The 19,651-nt window shown below is 72.3% G+C and carries 19 protein-coding genes; 8 read left to right on the plus strand and 11 right to left on the minus strand.

Annotated elements, in window-relative coordinates; translation table 11 throughout:
• The 4 genes from G3I42_RS29360 to G3I42_RS29375 form a co-directional block, all read right to left on the minus strand.
• Positions 1-1,463: cytosine permease (locus tag G3I42_RS29360; RefSeq protein WP_164290778.1), on the minus strand; the 1,463-nt coding region annotated here is incomplete at its 3' end.
• A 73-nt stretch (positions 1,464-1,536) separates the two neighbouring features.
• Positions 1,537-2,541: an ADP-ribosylglycohydrolase family protein gene (locus G3I42_RS29365; protein ID WP_164290779.1), complete on the minus strand. Its 1,005-nt coding sequence runs from the start codon at positions 2,539-2,541 to the stop codon at positions 1,537-1,539.
• On the minus strand, positions 2,538-3,260 hold the full coding sequence (locus tag G3I42_RS29370) for a GntR family transcriptional regulator (RefSeq protein WP_203607516.1): 723 nt from the start codon (positions 3,258-3,260) through the stop codon (positions 2,538-2,540). The genes G3I42_RS29365 and G3I42_RS29370 overlap by 4 nt, the downstream gene beginning before the upstream one ends.
• Before the next feature lie 413 nt (positions 3,261-3,673).
• Positions 3,674-4,930: a hypothetical protein gene (locus G3I42_RS29375; RefSeq protein ID WP_239096758.1), complete on the minus strand. Its 1,257-nt coding sequence runs from the start codon at positions 4,928-4,930 to the stop codon at positions 3,674-3,676.
• A gap of 456 nt (positions 4,931-5,386) precedes the next feature.
• On the opposite strand from G3I42_RS29375, the gene G3I42_RS29380 reads away from it, so the two are divergent.
• On the plus strand, positions 5,387-5,917 hold the full coding sequence (locus tag G3I42_RS29380; protein ID WP_343244700.1) for a DUF4157 domain-containing protein: 531 nt from the start codon (positions 5,387-5,389) through the stop codon (positions 5,915-5,917).
• Positions 5,918-5,957: 40 nt separating this feature from the next.
• Here G3I42_RS29380 and G3I42_RS29385 read toward each other — a convergent pair whose 3' ends face one another.
• Complete coding sequence (locus G3I42_RS29385; protein WP_164290781.1) at positions 5,958-6,269, minus strand: helix-turn-helix transcriptional regulator; 312 nt, start codon at positions 6,267-6,269, stop codon at positions 5,958-5,960.
• A gap of 125 nt (positions 6,270-6,394) precedes the next feature.
• Between G3I42_RS29385 and G3I42_RS29390 the strand changes: the two genes are divergently transcribed.
• The 7 genes from G3I42_RS29390 to G3I42_RS29420 all read left to right on the plus strand — a co-directional run bounded on the left by G3I42_RS29390 (position 6,395) and on the right by G3I42_RS29420 (position 11,534).
• Positions 6,395-6,880, plus strand: coding sequence for an OsmC family protein (locus G3I42_RS29390; RefSeq protein ID WP_164290782.1), 486 nt, complete (start codon positions 6,395-6,397; stop codon positions 6,878-6,880).
• A gap of 15 nt (positions 6,881-6,895) precedes the next feature.
• Complete coding sequence (locus G3I42_RS29395; RefSeq protein WP_164290783.1) at positions 6,896-7,282, plus strand: YciI family protein; 387 nt, start codon at positions 6,896-6,898, stop codon at positions 7,280-7,282.
• Positions 7,283-7,367: 85 nt separating this feature from the next.
• Positions 7,368-7,766, plus strand: a complete 399-nt coding sequence (locus G3I42_RS29400) for a YciI family protein (RefSeq protein WP_164290784.1) — start codon at positions 7,368-7,370, stop codon at positions 7,764-7,766.
• Between the two features lie 34 nt (positions 7,767-7,800).
• On the plus strand, positions 7,801-8,697 hold the full coding sequence (locus tag G3I42_RS29405) for a fumarylacetoacetate hydrolase family protein (RefSeq protein WP_164290785.1): 897 nt from the start codon (positions 7,801-7,803) through the stop codon (positions 8,695-8,697).
• A 70-nt stretch (positions 8,698-8,767) separates the two neighbouring features.
• On the plus strand, positions 8,768-10,411 hold the full coding sequence (locus tag G3I42_RS29410) for a tannase/feruloyl esterase family alpha/beta hydrolase (RefSeq protein ID WP_164290786.1): 1,644 nt from the start codon (positions 8,768-8,770) through the stop codon (positions 10,409-10,411).
• Positions 10,412-10,644: 233 nt separating this feature from the next.
• Entirely contained in the window at positions 10,645-11,037 is a 393-nt protein-coding gene (locus G3I42_RS29415; protein WP_164290787.1) for a sigma-70 family RNA polymerase sigma factor, read from the plus strand.
• Positions 11,038-11,096: 59 nt separating this feature from the next.
• Positions 11,097-11,534 (plus strand): hypothetical protein, encoded by a 438-nt coding sequence (locus G3I42_RS29420; protein WP_239096759.1) that lies wholly within the window; start codon positions 11,097-11,099, stop codon positions 11,532-11,534.
• Positions 11,535-11,691: 157 nt separating this feature from the next.
• Here G3I42_RS29420 and G3I42_RS29425 read toward each other — a convergent pair whose 3' ends face one another.
• Genes G3I42_RS29425 through G3I42_RS29450 form a run of 6 tightly spaced genes read right to left on the minus strand, consistent with a single transcriptional unit; the run spans position 11,692 to position 19,650 of the window.
• On the minus strand, positions 11,692-13,113 hold the full coding sequence (locus G3I42_RS29425; RefSeq protein WP_164290806.1) for a salicylate synthase: 1,422 nt from the start codon (positions 13,111-13,113) through the stop codon (positions 11,692-11,694).
• A gap of 59 nt (positions 13,114-13,172) precedes the next feature.
• Positions 13,173-14,930 carry an ABC transporter ATP-binding protein gene (locus G3I42_RS29430; protein WP_164290789.1) on the minus strand — a complete coding sequence of 586 codons (1,758 nt, stop codon included), beginning with the start codon at positions 14,928-14,930 and terminating at the stop codon, positions 13,173-13,175.
• Entirely contained in the window at positions 14,927-16,786 is a 1,860-nt protein-coding gene (locus G3I42_RS29435; RefSeq protein ID WP_164290790.1) for an ABC transporter ATP-binding protein, read from the minus strand. The genes G3I42_RS29430 and G3I42_RS29435 overlap by 4 nt, the downstream gene beginning before the upstream one ends.
• A complete protein-coding gene (locus G3I42_RS29440; RefSeq protein ID WP_164290791.1) occupies positions 16,783-17,511 on the minus strand; it encodes a class I SAM-dependent methyltransferase in 729 nt (242 codons plus the stop codon). Before G3I42_RS29440 ends, G3I42_RS29435 begins: the two co-directional genes overlap by 4 nt.
• 49 nt (positions 17,512-17,560) lie before the next feature.
• Positions 17,561-18,400, minus strand: a complete 840-nt coding sequence (locus G3I42_RS29445; protein WP_164290792.1) for an alpha/beta fold hydrolase — start codon at positions 18,398-18,400, stop codon at positions 17,561-17,563.
• The gene (locus tag G3I42_RS29450; RefSeq protein WP_164290793.1) at positions 18,397-19,650 is read right to left on the minus strand and encodes a cytochrome P450; all 1,254 of its coding nucleotides are present in this window, start codon (positions 19,648-19,650) and stop codon (positions 18,397-18,399) included. The genes G3I42_RS29445 and G3I42_RS29450 overlap by 4 nt, the downstream gene beginning before the upstream one ends.
• Position 19,651: the final 1 nt, after the last annotated feature.

Here is a 19,651-nt window from a genome sequence, read left to right on the forward strand (position 1 = left end):
CGGTCGCCCGCCACGTCGTCGGCCGCCGGGGCGTCCGCCGTGCGCGGGCCCTTCGGGGCGCCGAGCGCGTAGGCGACGGCGCCGGTCGCGAGGGCGAGCGCCCAGCCGAGGCCGTTGGTGCCGAGCCAGGTGTGGGCGAAGGGACCGGAGAACCACACGTCGTCGGCGCTCGTGGACGCCTCCGTGAAGAGCAGGCCGATCACGATGGCGAGGACCCAGGCCGCGACGGCGGGCAGCCGGAATCCGGCCGTGTACCAGTAGCGGCTGCCCCGGCCCCGGTCCATGAGCGCCTCGGGGTCGTAGCGGCGCCCCCGTCCGGAGTCGACGAGCACGATGCCGACCCAGGCCGAGATCGGCACGGCGAGCAGGGTGAGGAAGGTCGAGAACGGCCCGTAGAAGTCACCGGCGATGAGCATGAAGTAGATGCCGCCGAGGAACATCAGCAGGACGTCGATGCCGACCGCGAGCGGGCGCGGCACCCGCACCCCGAGGGTGATCATCGTGAGCCCGGCGGAGTACGTCGAGAGGTGGTTCGACATGAGCAGGCCGCCGAAGGCCGCGATGAGGTACGGGATCGCCATCCAGGACGGCAGCATCCCGTTGATCGCCGCGACCGGGTCGGAGGCGGTGGCGAGCGTCGAGTCCCCCGCCGAGAGCAGCGAACCGAGCGAGACCAGCACGAGCAGCGGAATGCCCGCGCCGAAGGCGGAAGCCGTCACGAGGCGGGAGCCGGGAACGGAGCGGGGCAGGTAACGGGCGTAGTCGGCGCCCGCGTTGGCCCAGCCGATGCCGGTGCCGGCCGCGATGAAGCCGATGCCGCCGATGACGGCGGAGAGCGGCCCGGCCGGGGCGCTCGTCACCTTGTGCCAGTCCACGCTGTCCACGAGGAAGCCGATCACCACGAGGTTGAGGAGCCCGAAGGCGACCGTCGCCCACTTGTTGATCCACATGATCGTGGCGTGCCCGAGACCGCTGATGAGCAGCGTGCAGGCGATGAAGACGAGCAGGCAGACCACGACGAGGACGTCGTTGCGCTCGACGCCGAAGACCTGCTTGAGCAGGGCGAGCAGCGCGAACGCCGCGGTCGTCGTGGTGATCGTCTCCCAGCCGACGCGGCTGAGCCAGCTGATGAGCGTGGGCCCGGTGTTGCCGCGCTGGCCGAAGACGGCGCGCGAGAGCGTGAGGGCGGGGGCGCCGCCGCGCTTGCCGGCCAGGCTCAGCACGCCGACGAGGGCGAAGGAGCCGAAGGAGCCGATGAGCGCGACGAGCATCGCCTGCCAGATGTTGAGGCCCCGGAAGGCGACGAGCGTGGCGCCGAGCGGGAGCCCGAGGAGGGAGATGTTGGCGGCGAACCACGTCCAGAACATCTGGCTCGCGTGGCCGTGCCGCTCGTGGTCGGGCACGGGCTCGATGCCGCGCGTCTCGACGGTACCGACCTGAGCGCTCGCCTTCGAGTCGTTCATGACGGACCTCCTTGCGGTGTGGTGGTGCGGTGGGGGCGGGGTGGGGCGGAGGGGTGCGGGTGCGGGGAGGGGGTCAGCGGAAGCGGAGCAAGCGGGTCGTCAGGGCTTCGAGGTTCAGGGCGTTGACCTCCCGCAGCGTGCGGACGGCCTCGGCCGGGAGGGCGCTGAGGCCGTGCACGGAGCCCGCGACGGCGCCCGCGATGGCGGCGATCGTGTCGCTGTCGCCGCCGAGGTTCGCGGCGGTCAGCGCGGTGCGCCAGGGGTCGCCGCCGGTGAGGGCGAGAACGGCGAAGGCCGCGGGGACGGATTCCTGGCTCGCCACGCTCGTCCCGACGAGGTCGGTGACGCGGTCGAGCGCCGTCGCCTCGTCCAGGCTCCCGGCGAGGTCGTAGGCCCACGCGATCCGGGTGGCGATGTCGGCGCCCGCGATCCAGTGGCCGCGCCGGGCACCGGCCCGCGCGGCGGTCACGGCGGCCTCGACCACGTCCTCCAGGGTGCCACCGTCGATGCCCCGGCTGACGGCGGCGGCGACGGCGGCGGCTCCCGCGATGCCCACGGTCGTGTCGTGCGTGACCTGGCAGGACTCCACGACGTGGTCGAGGAAGGTGTCGAGCGGTTCGGCGCGGAAGGCGATGCCGACCGGGGTGACGCGCATGGCGGCGCCGTTGGTCGAGCCGTTGCGGCCCGCCTCGGCGGGCGCGACCCCGCGCTGCACGGCCTCCAGAGCGGCCTTGGTGGAGGGCCCGAGGAGGTCGAGCGAGCCCTTGGCCCGCATCCGGTCCTCCCACTCCACGAGCGCGCGGGCGAGCAGGAGCGGGTCGATGCGGCCCTCGCCCTCGTCGAGGAGCCGGCCGACGATGACCGCCTGGTCGGTGTCGTCCGTCACCGCCCCGGCGGGCATCCCGGCACTCACCGGGTTGTCCGGGCGGGCCGGCTCGAAGCCGGTGACCCGGCCGTAGACGCGGGCGACGTCGGCGCGGGACATGACCTGCGTCGGCATGCCGAGGGCGTCCCCGAGCGCGAGGCCGTAATAGGCGCCGAGCGCGCGGTCGAGAACGTGGGGGGCGGGCGGGGTCACGGAGTGCCTCCGGAGGTGGAGCGGACGTGCAGTTCGAAGTGGGCCGGGTCGAGGAGGCTCACGACGCGCTCGACGAGCGAGCCGTCGGCGGCCCGGTAGACCTGGGACAGGCGCAGGAAGGGCTCGCCGGGGGCGCGGCCGAGGAGCGCCGCGTCCTCGGCGGCGAGGCCGCGCACCGAGACCGTGCCCTCGCTGGAGTGCGGGACGCGGCCGAGGGCGAGGAGTGTGCGGTTGAGCGAGTTCTCGCGCAGCCCCGTACGGGGGATGTCCGCGACGGCGCCGACGGCCGGGACGCGGCTGCGTTCGAGCGAGACGGCGGTGCCGTCCTCGGCGAAGCGCCGCACGCGGTCCAGGGCGAGGAATTCGTCCGTGGCGCAGCCCAGCTCGGCGGCCAGCGGCGGCTCGCTCGCCGTCTCCAGGCGCAGCACCTCGGTGCGCAGGGCACGGGACTGCCCGGCGAGCGCGTGCGCCCAGCCGAGCCGGTGGTCGAGCGGCGTACCGTCGAAGGTGACGATGGAGCCGATGCCCGCGTGGGTCTCGATGAGCCCCTCGTCGCCGAGCGCGCGCAGCGCCTGCCGCAGCGTGGTCCGGCTGACGCCGAAGCGCTTGGTGAGGGCGTGCTCCCCCGGCAGCCGGCTGCCGGGGCCGTGCACCCCGGAACGGATCTCGGCGGCGAGCACCTCGGCGATGCGGTGATGTTTCTGAACCTGTCCAGGCATGTCTAGAAGGTAGTGCCGGAGAGGCCGGGAAGTCCATGGGGTACGGACAGTGGTGTCGGTCACGGAGCCCCGTCGGGCGCGGCGGGACGAGGCTCCTCCACGGTTCCCGCCCTCCCGGGCCGGGACGGGACGGCCCGCGAGGCGCGCCCCGGTTCGCCCGGCCTCCGGGAGGCGCCTACGTCATCGCCGGGACGCCCGGGCGCGAGACGTCGTCGCTCTTCGTCGCCCCGCGGACCCGGCCGACACGGCGGCGCCGAGCGGGACGGCGGCCCGGGGCCGGCTCCTCCCCGGTCGACGGAAAGGCCCGCCCCCCGTGCCGCGGTCGCGCCGCGGTGCGAGGGACGGGCCTTCCCGCCGACCTGAGGACCGAGGTCCATGGCCGGGGCGTACGGCAAGCTCCTGCCGGCAGTGGTTCAGTACCTGCCGCTTCCGTAGTCGTCGTCGTAGTCGTCGTACTTGTCGTAGCGACGGCTGAACGGCAGATCGCTGGGCTGGCTCAGCAGGAAGTCGTCGTCCAAGGGGGCGTCGTACCGGCTGCTGCTCCCGTAGGCGTCCCGGTCGGACAGTCCGCGTCCGCTGCTCTTGCTCCGCCTGCTCGGCCGGTCGTGGTCGAGGCCGGACAGACCGCGTCCACGGCTCTTGCCCCGCCTGCTCGGCCGGTCGTGGTCGAGGTCGTCGACGTACGGGCTCCGGCTCCGCCCACGGCTGTCGTCGTCGAGGTCGTAGTCACGCTTGTACGGAGTCCTGGCGAGCTTCCTGAGCGCCCTGCGCTGCGAGCTCTCCCGCTCCCGGGGAGCGTCGAAGAAGTGCGTCAGCTCGTCGTCGTCGGCGGGGCCGCGCGAGCGGGTGGGGTACTCGTCGAAGCGCGAGCCGCCGTACTCCTCGCGCAGCACGCGCACCCGTTCCGAGTGCGGCATCTCCCGGCGTTCGCGCATCTCCGTGCGCCCGATGTCGAGCCGCGCCTGCTCACCGGGACGCATCGAGCGCGTGTAGCGGCGGTCGCCGTCCCTGTCGTAGATCGGGGTGCGCGGGTTGGCCTTGATCGAACGCCGGAAGCTCCTGTCCGCGGCCTCCGCCTCGCGCGACCCGCTCGCCGCGTGGAAGGACGGCAGCGTGTTGTACTCCAGCTGGTTGAGTTCCAGCGAGCTGTACGGGTCGTCGTCGAGCAGGTACTCCTCCTGCCGGTCGCGGTAGTCCCGGCTGTTGAGACCGGTGGTGCGGCGCCGGAGACTGGAACCGGTGCCCGGGTGGTCGCGGTGGGCCCGGAGCGTCTCGTGGTACGCGAGGATCTCGCCCTCGTGGCGTGTGTTGCTCTTACGGGAGCGGGGAGCGCGGCGGGCGGTGGACGCGTACCCGTGGGCGTGCTCGACCTGGAAGTGCGCGCCGCCCATGTCCAGGCCGTACTCGTCCTCCAGGTACTTCCTCTCCTTGCCGCGCCGCCCGTAGGTTCCCTCCGGGTACTCGTCGTCCCTCACCCGTTGCACGGGCAGGCCGGCCGACTGCCCGGACAGCGCCCGGGTGACGGCCGCGTTGCCCGCCGACCGCTGGAGGTCGAGGAGGGACGCGGGCGAGGCGGGACGTTCCGCGGCGGGCGCGGCGGCCGACCGGGACGACGGGCGCCGCAGGGGTGGCCGTCGCACCCCTGGCTGTTGTTCTTCGTGTGCGTGCAAGGCGACGGGCTCCTCTGCGCCTTCGTCAGTGAGTCCGTCAGCATCGCTTTTCGGCACGTGGCCGGTCCAGAGCCTCCGGGGCAGGGGCGCCTGCCTGCGGGGGCAGGGCGAGGGGGCCCGTCCGCGGGGACGGGCATCGCGGGTGCGGCCGCCGGGCGGTCCTCGCCGGGTGGGGATCCGGAGAGCACCACCGCCGTGCCCGGTCCACCGGCGGGCCCCCGAGGTGCCCTCGGGCCTGCCCCGCGAACCCTGTACGGGGTGGGCGGCTCCGGGTATACCTGCGAAGGGCCCCTGACGGTGCGCCGACTCGTCATTCACCCGAGGAGTGCTGTGCGAGCACGCGAGAACGAGACCGGCCGGCAGGCCCGGGAGACAGACCCGGTCCGCCGCGTCAGCTCGCCGGGAACCACGGCGGAGCGCGTACTGGCCTTGCAGAGCCGGGCAGGGAACGCGGCCGTGAGCCGGCTCGTCCAGCGCCGCGCGGACCCGGAGCAGCACCAGCACGGCGCCGGCTGCGGGCACGACGAAAGCGGCGACCGGAGCCCGGAGGGGCAGAGCAGCCTCCTGGCCGCCGCCCGGAACACACCCGGCTCCCCGCTCCCCGGCGCGTTCCTCGCCAAGGCGACGTCGTTCTACCAGAACCCGGGCATCGCCGCCGGGCGCGTCCACGCGGACCCGGTCGCGCAGCGCGCGACCGCGGCCATGGGCGCCGAGGCCATGACCGTCGGCATGGACGTCTTCCTCGGGCCCTCCGCCGTCGGCAATACGAAGATCCTCGCCCACGAGGCCAGCCACCTCGACAAGAACAGCAGGGGCGTCAAGGAGACCGGCGACAGCAACGGCGCCGGCGTCACCATCACCAGCCCCGGCCAGGACTCCGAGGTCGCCGCGGTCTCCGACAGCGACGCGTTCGTGTCCGGCGCCGCCACCGCCCCCTCCGTCACCGCCCAGCACCCCGAAGCCCACCGCACGGACGAGACGGAGTAGCGCCGGGCGGCGACGGAGGCGACGAACACGCCCGCCGCCGTCAGTCCGCGGCGATCACGGCCTCGATGAGGCCGGGGAACCGGCGGTCCAGGTCCGCCTTGCGGAGCCGGATGAACAGGCCGTTGCCGGCGTCCCGCTGATACACCAGGCCCGCCTCGCGCAGCACCCGCCAGTGCCGGGTGCGGCTGGATTTGCTCACCGTGAGCTCGAACGAGGCGCATCGCCGCTCCTCGTCGGGCCGTTCGGCCAGTTCGGCCACGACCCGGCGACGCTTGGCATCGGCCAACGCCAAGAGGATGGGCCCCACTTGCAACTCCTCGACGGGCGGATGCGCCAACTCGTCTGCCGCCATCAGTTCACCCCCTGGACAAGGTACACATCGATGCGTACCTTCCTCCTACGTACACACACAGGCGTACCTTAGCGCTTCCGCTCGCAGGGGACCCGTGCATCCGCCACCGCAACGGAGGATTCGCAGTGACCACGTCCGATGAACCACTCGGCACCTCGCTCGTCCGTGTCTCCAGCGCCCCCGGCCGCGCCAAGCTGGTGGATCTCCCGCTGACCGCGCGGCAGGTCCCGATGGGGGTGCGCGACGAGGTCGCCGCGCACTACAAGCTGGGCGAGGGCCAGTTCGAGCCGATGGCGACCACGCTGGACTACCTCGTCGGCGCCACCGTCGCCTGCCTCACCGGAACGCTCGGCGGGCGCCTCGGCGCCCTCGGGCAGAGCACCGCCCACGGTGAACTCACCGCCGAGGGAACGGGATCGCTCGTCACCGACCACGGCGTGATCCGGCTCCGGGCGGTCCACGTCGTCTACACACTCACGCTGGACGACGGCGTGGACGAGGCCAAGGTCCGCCGGGCCCACGAGACCCACACCCGCTACTGCCCCGTCGCCCGCAGCATCGGCGGCAGCGTCGAGATCACCAGCGAGATCACCCTTCGCGACGCGGCCTGAGAGAGAGGAACCCGCATGGCCGGGACACCGCATCCGCAGGACCTGCTGGCGAAACTCCGTCAGCAGCAGCTCTACCTCCTCGACATGACCATGATCACGCCCACCGAGGACCCCCTGCCGGTCCTGGGTCCGCACCTCGACGAGCATCTCGCGTGGTTGATCGAACGGGAGAACAACGGGACGCTCTTCCTCTCCGGTCAGCTCGGCGACGAGACCGGCTGGGACGGCAGCGGGATGGCGATCGTACGGGCCGAGTCCCGGGCGGCCGCCGAGGCCGACGCGCAGACGGAGCCGTTCTGCCGCGCGGGCATCCGGCGCAACACCATTCGCGGCTGGCAGCTCAACGAGGGCCGGCTCACCCTCGAACTGAAGCTCTTCGACAACAGCTTCACCATCTCCTGACCGGCGGCCCTCCCCCGCCCCCCGGCAGCGCACCTCCGCACACCCCCGGAACCCCGGTTCCGCACCGGAAAGGAAGTCAGAGCACATGACCGCACCACGTATGGGCTGGCAGGAGATGGTCGAGTACTCCGAGTCCCACGACCTGCTGGCGAAGCGGCTGTACGTCGTCTCGTCCAAGCCGGTCAACGGGCTCGGGCCCATCCAGGAGGTCCTGGACGAGCACGTGAGGTTCCAGACCAAACTGGAGGTCGACGGCACCATGTTCGCCGCTGGCCCCCTCGCGAGCGAGGACTTGCAGGAGTGGCTGGGCGAGGGGCTGTTCGTCTACCGCGCCGCGTCCATGGAGGAAGCGGTCAAGCTCGCCGAGGCCGACCCGATGCACAAGAGCGGGGCCCGCACCTTCACCGTCCGGGAGTGGTTGCTGAACGAGGGGACCTACTCGGTGCAGGTCTTCTACTCGGCGGGCCGCCCCAGGATCGCCTGACCAGCCCGCCACCGACCACGGAAGAGGACCCGCAGTGAAACTTCTCAGCGTAGGACCGCCGGAGAGCGAACAGCCCGCCCTGCTGGTGGGCGAGGACCGGTGGGTGCCGCTGACCCCGTTCCTCGCCCGGTACGGCGTCCCGGGCGGCATGAACGCCGTACTGGGGCTGCTGCCGGTGCTCGGCGGGGCCTTGGCCGACTGGGCGCGGACGGCCCCGAGCCACCCCCTGGAGGGGATGCGGCTCGGGCCGCCCGTCACCCGCCCGCGCAGCATCGTCGCCGTCGGAGCGAACACCAGGTCACACGTGGCGGAAGCCTCCCGGCACACCGGCGGGCACACCGCGAAGCGGCCGATGCTGATCACGAAGGCGGTGTCCGCGCTGTGCGGGCCCCACGACCCGATCGTGCGCCCGGCCGACACCCGGAAGCTCGACTACGAGACCGAGCTGGCCGTGGTGATCGGCAGCGCCGCCTCGCACGTGAGCGCCGACGAGGCGATGGGCCACGTCGCGGGCTTCATGGCGTGCAGCGACGTCACCGCGCGCGACATCCAGACCGGCGAGGACGAGGACGCGGACTTCTACTGGCAGCACTTCCGCAGCAAGTCCTACGAGACGTTCCTGCCGACCGGGCCCTGGCTGCTCACCGCCGACGAGGTCCCCGACCTGGCGAAGATCACGCTGCGGACCTACGTCAACGACGAGTTGCGCCAGGACAGCGACCTCAGCGACCTCGTCTTCGACCTGCCGACCCTGATCGCGTCGGTCAGCGAGTGCGTGCCGCTGGTGCCCGGCGACATCCTCGTCACCGGTTCGCCCGCGGGCGTCGGACACTTCATGTCCCCACCCGGCTACCTCCGTCCCGGCGACACCCTGCACACCGTCGTGGGCGGCGTCGGCGAACTGCACAACCCGGTGGCAGAGACACGGTGACACCCCGGCCCGGCCGCTCGGCGCTGTCCGCAGGCACTCCACGAACTGATCACCGTGAAGGGGTACATGGATGAGGGACCTCCGCCGCCTCGTGAGCGCGGCACCAAGAATGCTCGCTGTCACGCTCGTCACCGTCGTCACGCTCGCGGCGACAAGCGTGGACACATGGAGCGCCGAGCGCCGGCCCGCCACCCCGCGGGCCGCGCCCGCCGCCGCGCGGCACGCCCTTCCCTGCGACGACATGAAAGCGCTGCGCATCCCGCACGTGAAGGTGAAGGACACGCAGTCGGTCCCGGCGGGGACGTACTCCCCGCCCGGGGGCGGCGAGACCTTCCCCGACCTGCCCGCCTTCTGCAGGGTCACCGCCACCATCACCCACGTACCGGGTTCTTCGGTCTCGATGGAGCTGTGGCTTCCCTCGGAGGAGTGGAACGGGCGGTACATGCAGGTCGGGACGCACGGTTTCGGGGGAGTCGTCCACCGGGAGGAAATGGCACCCCAGCTCCGCCGCGGATTCGCGACCGCGGCGACCGACAGCGGGCACACGGCCCCCGCGGGTCTTTTCGACTCCTCCTGGGCATTCGAGTCGCGACAGCGCATCACCGACTACGCGTGGCGCAGCGTGCACGAGACCGCCTCGACCGCCGAAGGCCTGGTCGGATCGTTCTACGGACAACGGGCCGCCTACTCGTACTACGTCGGCTCGTCCACGGGCGGTCGCGACGGAATGACGTCGGCGCAGAAGTTCCCGCACGACTTCGACGGAATACTGGCGGGCAACGCGATCCAGAACTTCACCCGCGGCGGAACCCAGATGCTGACGACGAGCAGGCGCCTGTCGCAGGCGGGTTTCAACGGGGAGGAAGGGGCGAAGCTGCTGGAGCTGGTGCGGAACGAGGCCATTGCCGCGTGCGACGACGAAGACGGGGTGACCGACGGCATCCTGCGCGACCCGCGCTCCTGCGACTGGAACCCCCGCGGTCTTGTCTGCCACGCGGGCCAGGAGAAAGGCACCTGCCTTTCCGCCCGTCAGGCCGAGGCGGTGGAAGCGGTCACCTCGCCCTTGCGGGACCCGGTGACGAAGCAGCGGATCTACGTCGGGCAGGACATCTCCTCGCAGTTCGACTGGATCGACCTTCTCCCGACCTCCGCGTTCTCGGACGCGCTGTACCAGATGGCGTTGAACGATCCCGACTGGGACGGCTCGTCCTTCGACCTGCACACCGATTTCGCGGCGGTGGAGGACAAGCTCGGCTTCGTCAATGCCACGAACCCCGATCTCCGGGCGTTCAAGGCCGCTGGGGGCAAGATCATCCAGTACCAGAACCTGGAGGATGGAGTCGTCTCCCCGCAGTCCACGACCGAGTACTACGACGCCGCGCTGCGCGAGACGGCGCACGGTGACCGGTCCGAGCTGGGGAGCTTCTACCGGCTGTTCATGGTGCCGGGCCGGTCCCACAAGGGTCTGGGAAGCGGACCGGACAACTTCGGCCAGGACGTCGCCCCGCCCGTCGCGCGCGACGCGGAGCACGACGCCGTCACGGCACTGGTGGACTGGACGGAGAAGGGCCGGGCGCCGGAGCACCTCATCGCCTCGCAGTCCGCGTCGGACGGGGACATCACGATGCAGCGCCCCCTCTGCCCGTACCCGAAGAAGGCCGTCTACAAGGGCGTGGGAAACCCGGACGTCGCGAGCAACTTCGTCTGCGACTGACGCGGAGCGCTTCCGCGCACCACGCGCCCCTGTCCCCCTCCCCCGCTCCTCTCCCCCCGCCGCGCCACGCCGAGCAAGTTCCCCGGCCAGCACCCCACTCCGTGAAGGGGAATCCCTTACTCGCGGTGGCCTCTTACGTGGTGACCACCTTCGACGTGAACCAGGTCACGCCGTGGTCGTGCAGCAGATCGGCACGCTTTCCCGTCGGGGAGGGGTGACAGGAAGGGAGGAGCGTGTGGATCTGGCAGCCAAGAGGACAACAGGCACCGGGAGCGGCGGCGCCGAGTCGGCGGATCATGGTCAACCTCGCCAACGACCGCTGGCGAAGATTCCGCCGCGCGGCCCCACACTCCGCCGTGAACGACCCGGCCGCGCCGGGCGACGAGTACGGACGGATCGACGGCCGGGGCCAGTTGGTCCGTGCTCTTCAGCAACTGCCCATGCCCCTGCGGACGGTGGTGGTGCTGCGATACTTCCACGATCTGTCCGACGCGGAGATAGCGGCCGACCTGGAGATCTCGCCGAGCACCGTCCGGTCCCAGCTGGTCCGCGGAATCAGCCGGCTCAAAAGCCAGTTCCCCGCGCTCTCCACCCCTTCGCAGCAGCCCACGGAAGGAACCCGATGAGTTCGCGCGGCCCGCGGCCTTCCAGCTGCACGCCTTTCGAAGAGGAACTGAGGGACGCCATGCACGACTTCGCCCACTCCGCCGACGCACCCGCCTTCGGCCCGGCCGGCATGGTCCACCGCGCCCGCCGCAGGCGGACCGCGCTCATCGCCGGTTTTGCCGCCACCCTGATCGTGGCGGGCGGCGGCACGGCGCTGGCCACCATGAGCAGTTCCCCGCGGACGTCGGCGAAGCCGGCCGCCACCACCACCGTCGACCACGACAAGGCCACCTTCCTCCTGGGAGACCTCACGAAGGAGCCCATCGCGATCGACCTCACGGGGGTGGACCTGACCACGGCCAAGAAACAGTTCCTCAAGGCCAGGCTTGAACTCGGCACGGTGGTCAACGTGTCCGTCCCCGGCTGCAAGCCGGCCTCGGTCGTCGAGGTCACTCCCCACAGCCCGAAGACCGTGAGCAGGGGCGACACGGTGAACGTCAAGCTCTGCGCGGGCTGACCGGGACCCCGGCCGGGTGAGGGCCTGTCCTGAGCGCGCGCTTCCGGGACGGGCCGGACCGACGGATCGGCACGACTGGACGGACTTCCCCCTTCAGCGGCGGTGGACAAGGGACATCGCCCCACCGCCGCCACAGGGCGAAGGGGCCCGTGCACCGTCAACTCCCGGAGAACCGCACATGCGGGGCGACGCTGCGGAGTTTCTCACAGGTCTCCTCGATCTCACGCTCGGGAAGGGACTGGGCAGTCACCCCCGCGCCCGCCCGTAGCCATGTTTCGCCGTCCTCTTCGATGACGGTGCGCAGGACGAGAGCGGCGTCAAGGGTGCCCGCGGTGCTGCCGCGGAAGACCGCGCCGCCGTACAGGCCCCGCGGCCCTTCTTCATGGCGGGCCAACGCCCGGAGGGCGGCGGGTTTGGAGACACCCGTGGCAGTGATCGCCGGAAAAAGGGAAGCGAAGGCGTCCCACACTCCGGCATCCGGCCGAAGCCGGCCTGTCACCCGGGACGCGAGGTGCTGCACCGAACCGCGCGGCCGGACCGCCATGAACTCCTCGACCACGACGGAACCGGCGCCGCACACCGCCGCCATCTCCGCACAGGCTTGGCGCACGGAGACGGCATGTTCATGTATCTCCTTGGGGTCGCTGATCAGTTCCGTGCGTCGGCGCTCGTTCTCCGCCTGGTCGCGGCCGTAAGCGCGCGTACCGGCAAGCGGCTGGGTGCTGACGCGGCCGTTCTCCGCGACCTCCAGTACCGTCTCCGGGCTGAACCCGGCCGCCCGGTAGCCGCCGAGATCCAGCACATAGGACCGGGCCGGGGTGTTGCGCCGGCGACCCGCGAGATAGGTCGCGGGGAAGTCCACGCCCGGTCCGGCGGGCAGCGGGACCTTGCGGGAAACCACGGCCTTCTCCAGGAGACCGGCACGGATGTCCTCGATCGTTCGGGATACCGCCCTCCCGTAGGCGGTAGTGCCGGAGGCGATGATGCGTTCGGCCCCCGCCGGGGTCGCGCCTTCCGCTTTCCTCCCCTCGGGCGGCGCCTGTCGGGCGGTCGGTTCGGCGAGCAGGTCGGCAACCTTGCGGAGCCACGCCTCGTCCACCGCGCGGACCACGGTTTCCTCCCCCGTGAGGGTCACTTCGACGGAGGGGATCAGTGCGTGCAGCAGTGGACCGTCACCCGTGGCCGCGGGGTCCGCGTGCAGGAGATGGGCGAGTTCGAAGGCCGCCCAACCGTAGAAGTGGCAGCCCCCGTCGTGGGGGAGCTGTGCCTCCGACAGGGCACGCAGCGCGGCGGCGAACGCTGTCAGAGGTCTGCCGTCGGTGGGGAAGGTCCACGTGCGCCCTCCCGCCCGCGCGGTGATGTGGGTGGTGTACGCCCTGAGGCTGCCGGCGGAGCCGGCCGCGAAGTGCCAGACGCCGCCTTCCGCCTCGTACACGACGTACTCCTCGGCGAGGCCGGCCCGGGCGAGGAGCGTCGCGGTGGACGCGGGGTCGTGGCCGGCTTCCGCTACCTGCGCGGATGCGAGCGGCGGGACGGAACCCGCCCATGCGGCCCAGGGGTCCGGGGTGCCGTTGCTCATGGGTGTCCAACTTTCGTCGCGCGACTGCTTCTTGGGGTGATCAGGTGCCGGGTGGGAAGTCATGGGCGCGCCGCCTCAAGGCGCCAACCGCGGGCCCGGCGCCGCCGCTCCCACATGGAGGCGTAGGTACCGCCCGCCTTGACCAGCTCGTCGTGTGTGCCACGTTCGGTGATCCCTCCGTCCTCCAGGACGAGGATCTGGTCCGCGTGAACGACGGTGCTCAGCCGGTGCGCGATGACCAGCAGCGTCTTCCGGTCGGCAAGGGTGCGCACGGCCGCCGCGAACAGTGCCTCGTTCTCCTGGTCGAGTGCCGCGGTGGCCTCGTCGAGGACCAGGACGGGCACGTCCTTGAGCAGCGCGCGGGCGATGGACACGCGCTGGCGCTGTCCGCCGGAGAGCCGGGCGCCTCCCTCCCCCACCTTGGTGTCCCAGCCGTCGGGCAGTTCCTCGATCACCCTGTCGAGTCCGGACAGGGCCGCGGCCTCGGCCAGTTCCGCGGGCCCGGCGTCGGGGGCGGCGATCCTGACGTTCTCCTCGATGGTGTCGTCGAACAGGTAGACGTCCTGGAACACGAGGGAGACGTGCGCGGCCAGGTCGTCGGCGGCGATCTCGCGGACATCGACGCCGCCGACGCGGACGGTGCCTTCCGTGGCGTCCCGGAAGCGGGCGATCAGCGAGGCGACCGTGGTTTTGCCGGCGCCGGAGGGGCCCACCAGGGCGGTCATGCCGCGTTCGGGCAGACGGAAGGTCACGTCGTTCAGGACGGGGCGCGCCGATGCCGCGTCCGCCGCCCCCGTGTCGTAGCGGAAGCCGACCCCGGCGAACTCCACACTCGCGCCGCGCGGCGTCTTCGGCTCGGCAGGCTGGGGGAAGGGCGGCTCGTCGAGGACGGCGCCGAGCCGTTCCAGGGTATTGCGGGCGATGCGCATGCCCGCGCCGGCTTCGGCGGCGGACGCCACACTGTCGATGAGACGGAGCAGAAGCACCAGGAGCGCCAGGAGAGTGGGGACGGTGAGCGACCCGTCGAGCTGCCAGGACACCCCGAGTGCGAGCAGCAGGGCGAAGACCAGCCGGGTGACGAAGGTGAAGGAGACCAGGCCGGGCAGGCCGCGGACGATGAACCGCCGGTCGGCACGCGCCTCGGCCACCAGGGCGTCGTCCAGCGCCCCGTAGCCCTCCGAGGTCCGGCCGAACGCCCGCAGGACCGGCTGGTTGCGCGTGTACTCCAGGACCCGGTCGGCGGACTCGCCGATCGCGGCGTCACGGCCGAGGTCGAGCCGACGCATCAGTGCGGTGCTCGCCTGCTGCACGGCGAACAGCACCGGTACACACGCCAGAAGCACCAGGGCGGTGCGTACGTCGAAGAAGAAGGTCGCGACGACCAGCGTCACCGGCGTGAGCACAGAGGTGAGGAATGGGCGCAGGAGGTGGGCCGGGGTGCTCATCACCTGGATGACGTTCTGTCCGGCGAGCCTGCTGAACTCGGACGTGCGGCCCGCGGTGAACCACCCGAGGGGCAGGCGCAGGGCTTGGTCCGCCATACGGCGGTGGAGCACCCGGGAGAGCTGGGAACCTACCGTGAAACCGCCGCTGACGGCCGCGCCTTGGAGCACCGCGTAGGCGAGTACGCAGGCGGTGAGCGCTGTCAGCCAGAGCCAGACGTCGTCGGGGTCCGTGCCGAGCAGGGCTTTGAGGACGGGCACGAGGAGAGCGAAGGCGACTCCCTGGAGGACGGCCGCGCCGGACTGGAGGAGCACCAGCCGGTTCAGCGGGCGGGAGCCTTCCGGCCCCAGGACGGTGTAAAGCTGACGGATCATCGTGCGCTTCCCTCTCGGATGTCGTCCGCCCTGCGGGCGTCCCCCGGGGGGACGGACCGAGGACGCGGTACGCCGTCGTTCTCGTCCGCCCCCGCGGTGCGCTGCGCCTTCCACAGCGCGGCGTAGCGGCCCCCGGCGGCGAGCAGGTCGTCGTGCCGGCCCTGTTCGGTGACGCGCCCGTCCTCCAGCACCACGATCCGGTCGGCCGAACGGATGGTCGCCAGGCGGTGGGCGATGACGAGGAGGGTGCGGCCGGCCGCGAGGGCGGACAGCCCCTCCTGGATCAGCGCCTCCGAGTGCGGGTCGGCGTAAGCGGTCGCCTCGTCGAGCACGAGGACGGGCGCGTCCGCGAGGAGCGCCCGTGCGATGGACAGGCGTTGCGCCTCCCCGCCGGAGAAGGTGACCGCGGTGCCGAGTTCGGTGGCGTAGCCGTCGGGCAGGGCCATGACGCGGTCGTGGATGCGGGCGGCGCGGGCGCACCGCTCGACCTCCTCGTCGGTGGCGTCCGGGCGGCCCAGGCGGATGTTGTCGGCGACGCTCGCCCGCAGCAGCCGGACGTCCTGGAGGACGAAGCCGACCCGTCGGTACAGCTCGGTGGCGGGGATGTCCCGCAGGTCGGCGCCGCCGAGGGTCACCGTGCCGGCGGTGGCGTCGTGGAAGCGGGGCAGCAGCGACGCCAGGGTGGACTTGCCGGAGCCGGAGGGACCGACGAGCGCGGTGACCGTGCCGGGCGCGAGGTCGAGGTCGACGCCGCTGAGGACGTCGGTGTTCCCGTCGTACGAGAAGGACACTCCCCGCAGGGAGACGTGGTGGCCCTCGGGGAGGACGGCTGTCGTCGGCTCGGGCAGGGTGGGCGCGTCCAGCAGGTCGGTGACGCGCACGGCGGCGGCCTGGCCGGCCCGGATCTGCTGGATGCGGGGGCCCACGACGCCCATGGGGGCGGCGACGGCGGGGCCGAGAAGGAGGAAGGGGACGAGTTCGGCGCCGGTCATCAGGCCCTGCGTGACAAAGACCGCGCCCAGTCCGGTCAGGAGCAGCAGGACCACGGCCGGGGCGACCACCAGGATCGCGGCGGTGGAGGTGACCAGGGTGGAGCGGACCCAGGCGGAGAAGAAGTCCGCGAAGCCCTCGGTCGCGCGGACGAACCGCTCGTGCGCCTTGCCTCCGCGTCCGAAGCTCTTGAAGACGGCGATGCCGGACGCGAACTCCACGGCGGCGGCGGAGATCCGGCCGACCGCGGCACCGAACTCGGCCATCTGGGCGGCGGCCCCGGCCATGGCCCGGCTGAACAGGAACACGCCCAGCGACAGGGGCACCACGCTGACCAGGGCCGGCCGCCAGTCGACGGTGAACAGGTAGACCAGGATGAGCACGGGGGCGGTGAGGACGGAGACGACATCGAGGAGGGTGTGGGCGAACAGGGTGTGCAGCGCGCTCACGTCGTCCTGCACGGCCTGTTTGACCTCGCCGGTGCCCCGTTCGGTGAGCCGGCCGAGCGGCAGCCGTCCGATGTGCCGGGCGAGCCGGCGGCGCAGGGTGAGCTGCAGGTCGTTGTCGGCGAGGTGGGCGAGGGCACCGGCCGCCGTGCCGCACACGAGGGTGACGAGGCCGGCCGCGCAGGCCAGCGTCACCAGCGGCCAGAGCGCGTCACCGTCCGCGGGGGCGCCTGTGGTGAGTCGTTCGGCGATGCGGGAGACGGCGATGAACGGCACCACTCCGGCGAGGGCGGCGGCGGCCTGGAGAGCGACGGCGAGGGCCAGTCGGCCGCGGACGGGCGCGGCCAGCGTGCGCAGTGGCCGAGGCGGGCTGTCGGGGGCTGCCGGGGCCGGGCCGGCATCGGGCGGTTGTGACTTCACTTGACGAGTACTCCGATTTCGGGGATGGGTCTGCCACCGGCCTCGGTGATGCGGCGGCTGGTCATGCCGGCCTCACGGGCCAGCACGGCGACGTCGAAGGTGTGCCAGTCGTAGCTGTCGGCGACCTCGCGGACGGTGCGGCCGTCGCGCAGGACCTTCCAGGTGGTCGTGAACCGCATGGCGTCGCCCTCGGTGGGTGCGCCGCCGATCCACCACTCGTACGTCTGGCGGCCGATGGTCTCCCGCAGGGACATGACGGGGGGAATCACGCGGGGCGAGGAGACCCCCATCAGTTCCACGACGATGGGTGCCCCGTCCGGCAGGCGGTCCGCGAGCCGCTTCCACAGCGTCACGCGTTCGGGGACGGTGAGGTGACCGGCCACGCCGAAGATGACGACGGCGGAGAGGCGGTCGGGGAGGACGAGGTCCTGGGCGGCCCCGTCCACGACGGTGACGCGCCGTCGCAGGTCCGGGTCGCGGGCGACCCGGGAGGTGAGCACGGCGCGCATGGTGGCGGACGGTTCGGCGGCGAGGATCTCCGCGTCCGGCAGGGCCGCGGCGATGACCTCGGTGACGCGTCCGGTGCCCGCGCCGATCTCCAGGACGGGGCCGTGGGTCACGTCGAGTCCGGTGAGGACGCGGGTCAGCGGGGGGCCGCTGCTTGCGGTGTGCCGGGTGGCGACCAGTTCGTAGAACTCGGCCGAGGTCGAGTAGTAGTCGATCACGATGCTCTCCGGGAGGGGGTGGCCGGCTGGGCGGGCCCGGGGCGGCGGCTCACGGGGTGCTCGGCCAGGTGTGCGCGCCGCCGGTGGTCAGCGACGGGTCCAGCCTGCGCAGGACAGTGGCCACGACCTCGCGGCGCCGGGGGGTGAGGTAGAAGTGGTCGCCGGGGAAGACGCGTACCTCGGTGCGGGCGGTGGTGAGGTCCGCCCAGCCGCCCGCCCGGTCGCGGCCGCGTTCCTCGCCGAGCTCCGGGTCCGCGCTGCCGGTCAGGACGTGCAGGGGGCAGGACAGCGGCTCCCGGACCGCCGGCCGGTACGTCTCGATGATCCGGTAGTCGTGGCGTACGGCCGTGAGGATCAGGGAACGCAGCCCGGGATCGTCCAGGATTTCCCGGCTGGTGCCGCCCAGCCGGGCCAGTTCGCCGCCCAGGACCTCGTCGCTCTGGCGGTGGAGCTGCCCGGTGACGGCCGTACCGGGGGCGGCCCGGCCGGAGGCGAACAGGCGGCGCGGGCCCGGGAGTCCGCGGCGTTTCAGCTCGTGGGCGAGTTCCCAGGCCACGGCGGAGCCCATGCTGTGCCCGAAGAGGGCGTAGGGCCGGTCGAGCAGCGGCGCGACGGCGTCCGCCACCGCCGCCGTCAGCTCCCCCATGTCGGCCGACCCGGGGTCCGCCATGCGGTCCTCACGGCCGGGGTACTGGACGGCGAGGAGTTCGACCTCGGGGGGTGTCAGTGCCGCCCAGGGCCGGTAGAAGCTCGCACTGCCGCCCGCGTGCGGCAGGCAGATCAGCGTGAACCGGGGTGCGGTGCCGCCGCTCCACCGCCTGATCCACGGGCTGTCGGCACGTGCGCCGCGAGCGGGGGGCCGGGCCGGGGGCGGGAAGGGAGCGGTCACCAGGCGACCCTCAGCTCTTCGAGGCCGAAGGTGGCGGAGTCGTGCTTGACCACGACGTCCTCCCTGTCCCCCGCGAGGCGGAGTGTGGGGACGCGGCGGAGGAGCGTCTCCAGGGCGATCTCCAGTTCCAGCCGGGCCAGGTGCTGCCCGACGCACTGGTGGACGCCGTAGCCGAACGCCACGTGGTGGTTGTCGGCCCGGTGGAAGTCGACCCGTTCCGGCTCGTCGAACTGCTCGGGATCGTGGTTGGCCCCAGCCAGGAGGGCGATGACGCCGTCGTCGGCGGGGATCGTCCGGCCGGACAGCTCGATGTCCTCGGCGGCCACCCGCAGCGGGATGGAGTCGGCGACGGACAGGACGCGCAGGAGTTCGTCGACGGCGGCCGGCATCAGGGAGGGGTCCCGGCGCAGTTCCTCCCTCAGCTCCGGGCGCTCCAGCAGGAGCAGCGTGCTCAGGGCGATCATGCTGGTGGTGGTCTCGCGGCCGGCGTTGATCGTGATGCCGAGCGTCGACAGGAGCTGGTCCGTGGTCACGTGGCCGGGGACGAGCTGCTCGGTGACGAGCTTGGAGATCAGGTCGTCGCGGGGCTCCTCCCGCCGCCTGCCGACCAGCTCGGCGAGCAGGCCGAAGAGACCGCCGAGAGCCTCGGAGACCTGCTCGGCGGTGCTGTGGCGGGAGCCGGAGACGCGGGTGACGTCGCGGAAGAACTCCAGGTTCTCCCGGGGGATGCCGAGCAGTTCGCAGATCACCGAGGTGGAGACGGCGTTGGCGTACGCGGAGACGAAGTCCGCCGGGCCGTCGGCGGCGAGCATGTCGTCGAGGATCTCGTCGACGCGGGTCTGGACGGCCGCGCGCATCGCGCGCACCCGGCGCACGGTGAACACCGGCAGGAGCATGCGCCGGTACTTGGTGTGTTCGGGGGCGTCGGTGCGGATGAAGGGGCGGAACCTCGCCCCGGCCTCCTGCTCGCCCTCGCCGAGGGCCGGGAAGCCGGGGCGGCGGATGTCGGCACTGACCCGGGGGTCGGAGAGCAGTTCGCGCACGTCGTCGTACCGGGTGACCACCCAGGCTTCGCGCTTGGTCGGCAGGGTGACGCGGGCGACCGGCTCGTGGGTGCGCAGCGCGTCGTACTCCGCGGGTGCAGCGAAGGGGCAGCCGCGCCTGAGGGGGAAGTCCCGGGGCGGGGCCGCGGTGTCCGTGCGGGGTTCGCCGGGGGTCCGGGGCGCCGTCGGGTTCTCGGGGCTTGTCATG

The sequence above is a fragment of the Streptomyces sp. SID11385 genome (assembly GCF_010548245.1).
GTDB lineage: Bacteria > Actinomycetota > Actinomycetes > Streptomycetales > Streptomycetaceae > Streptomyces.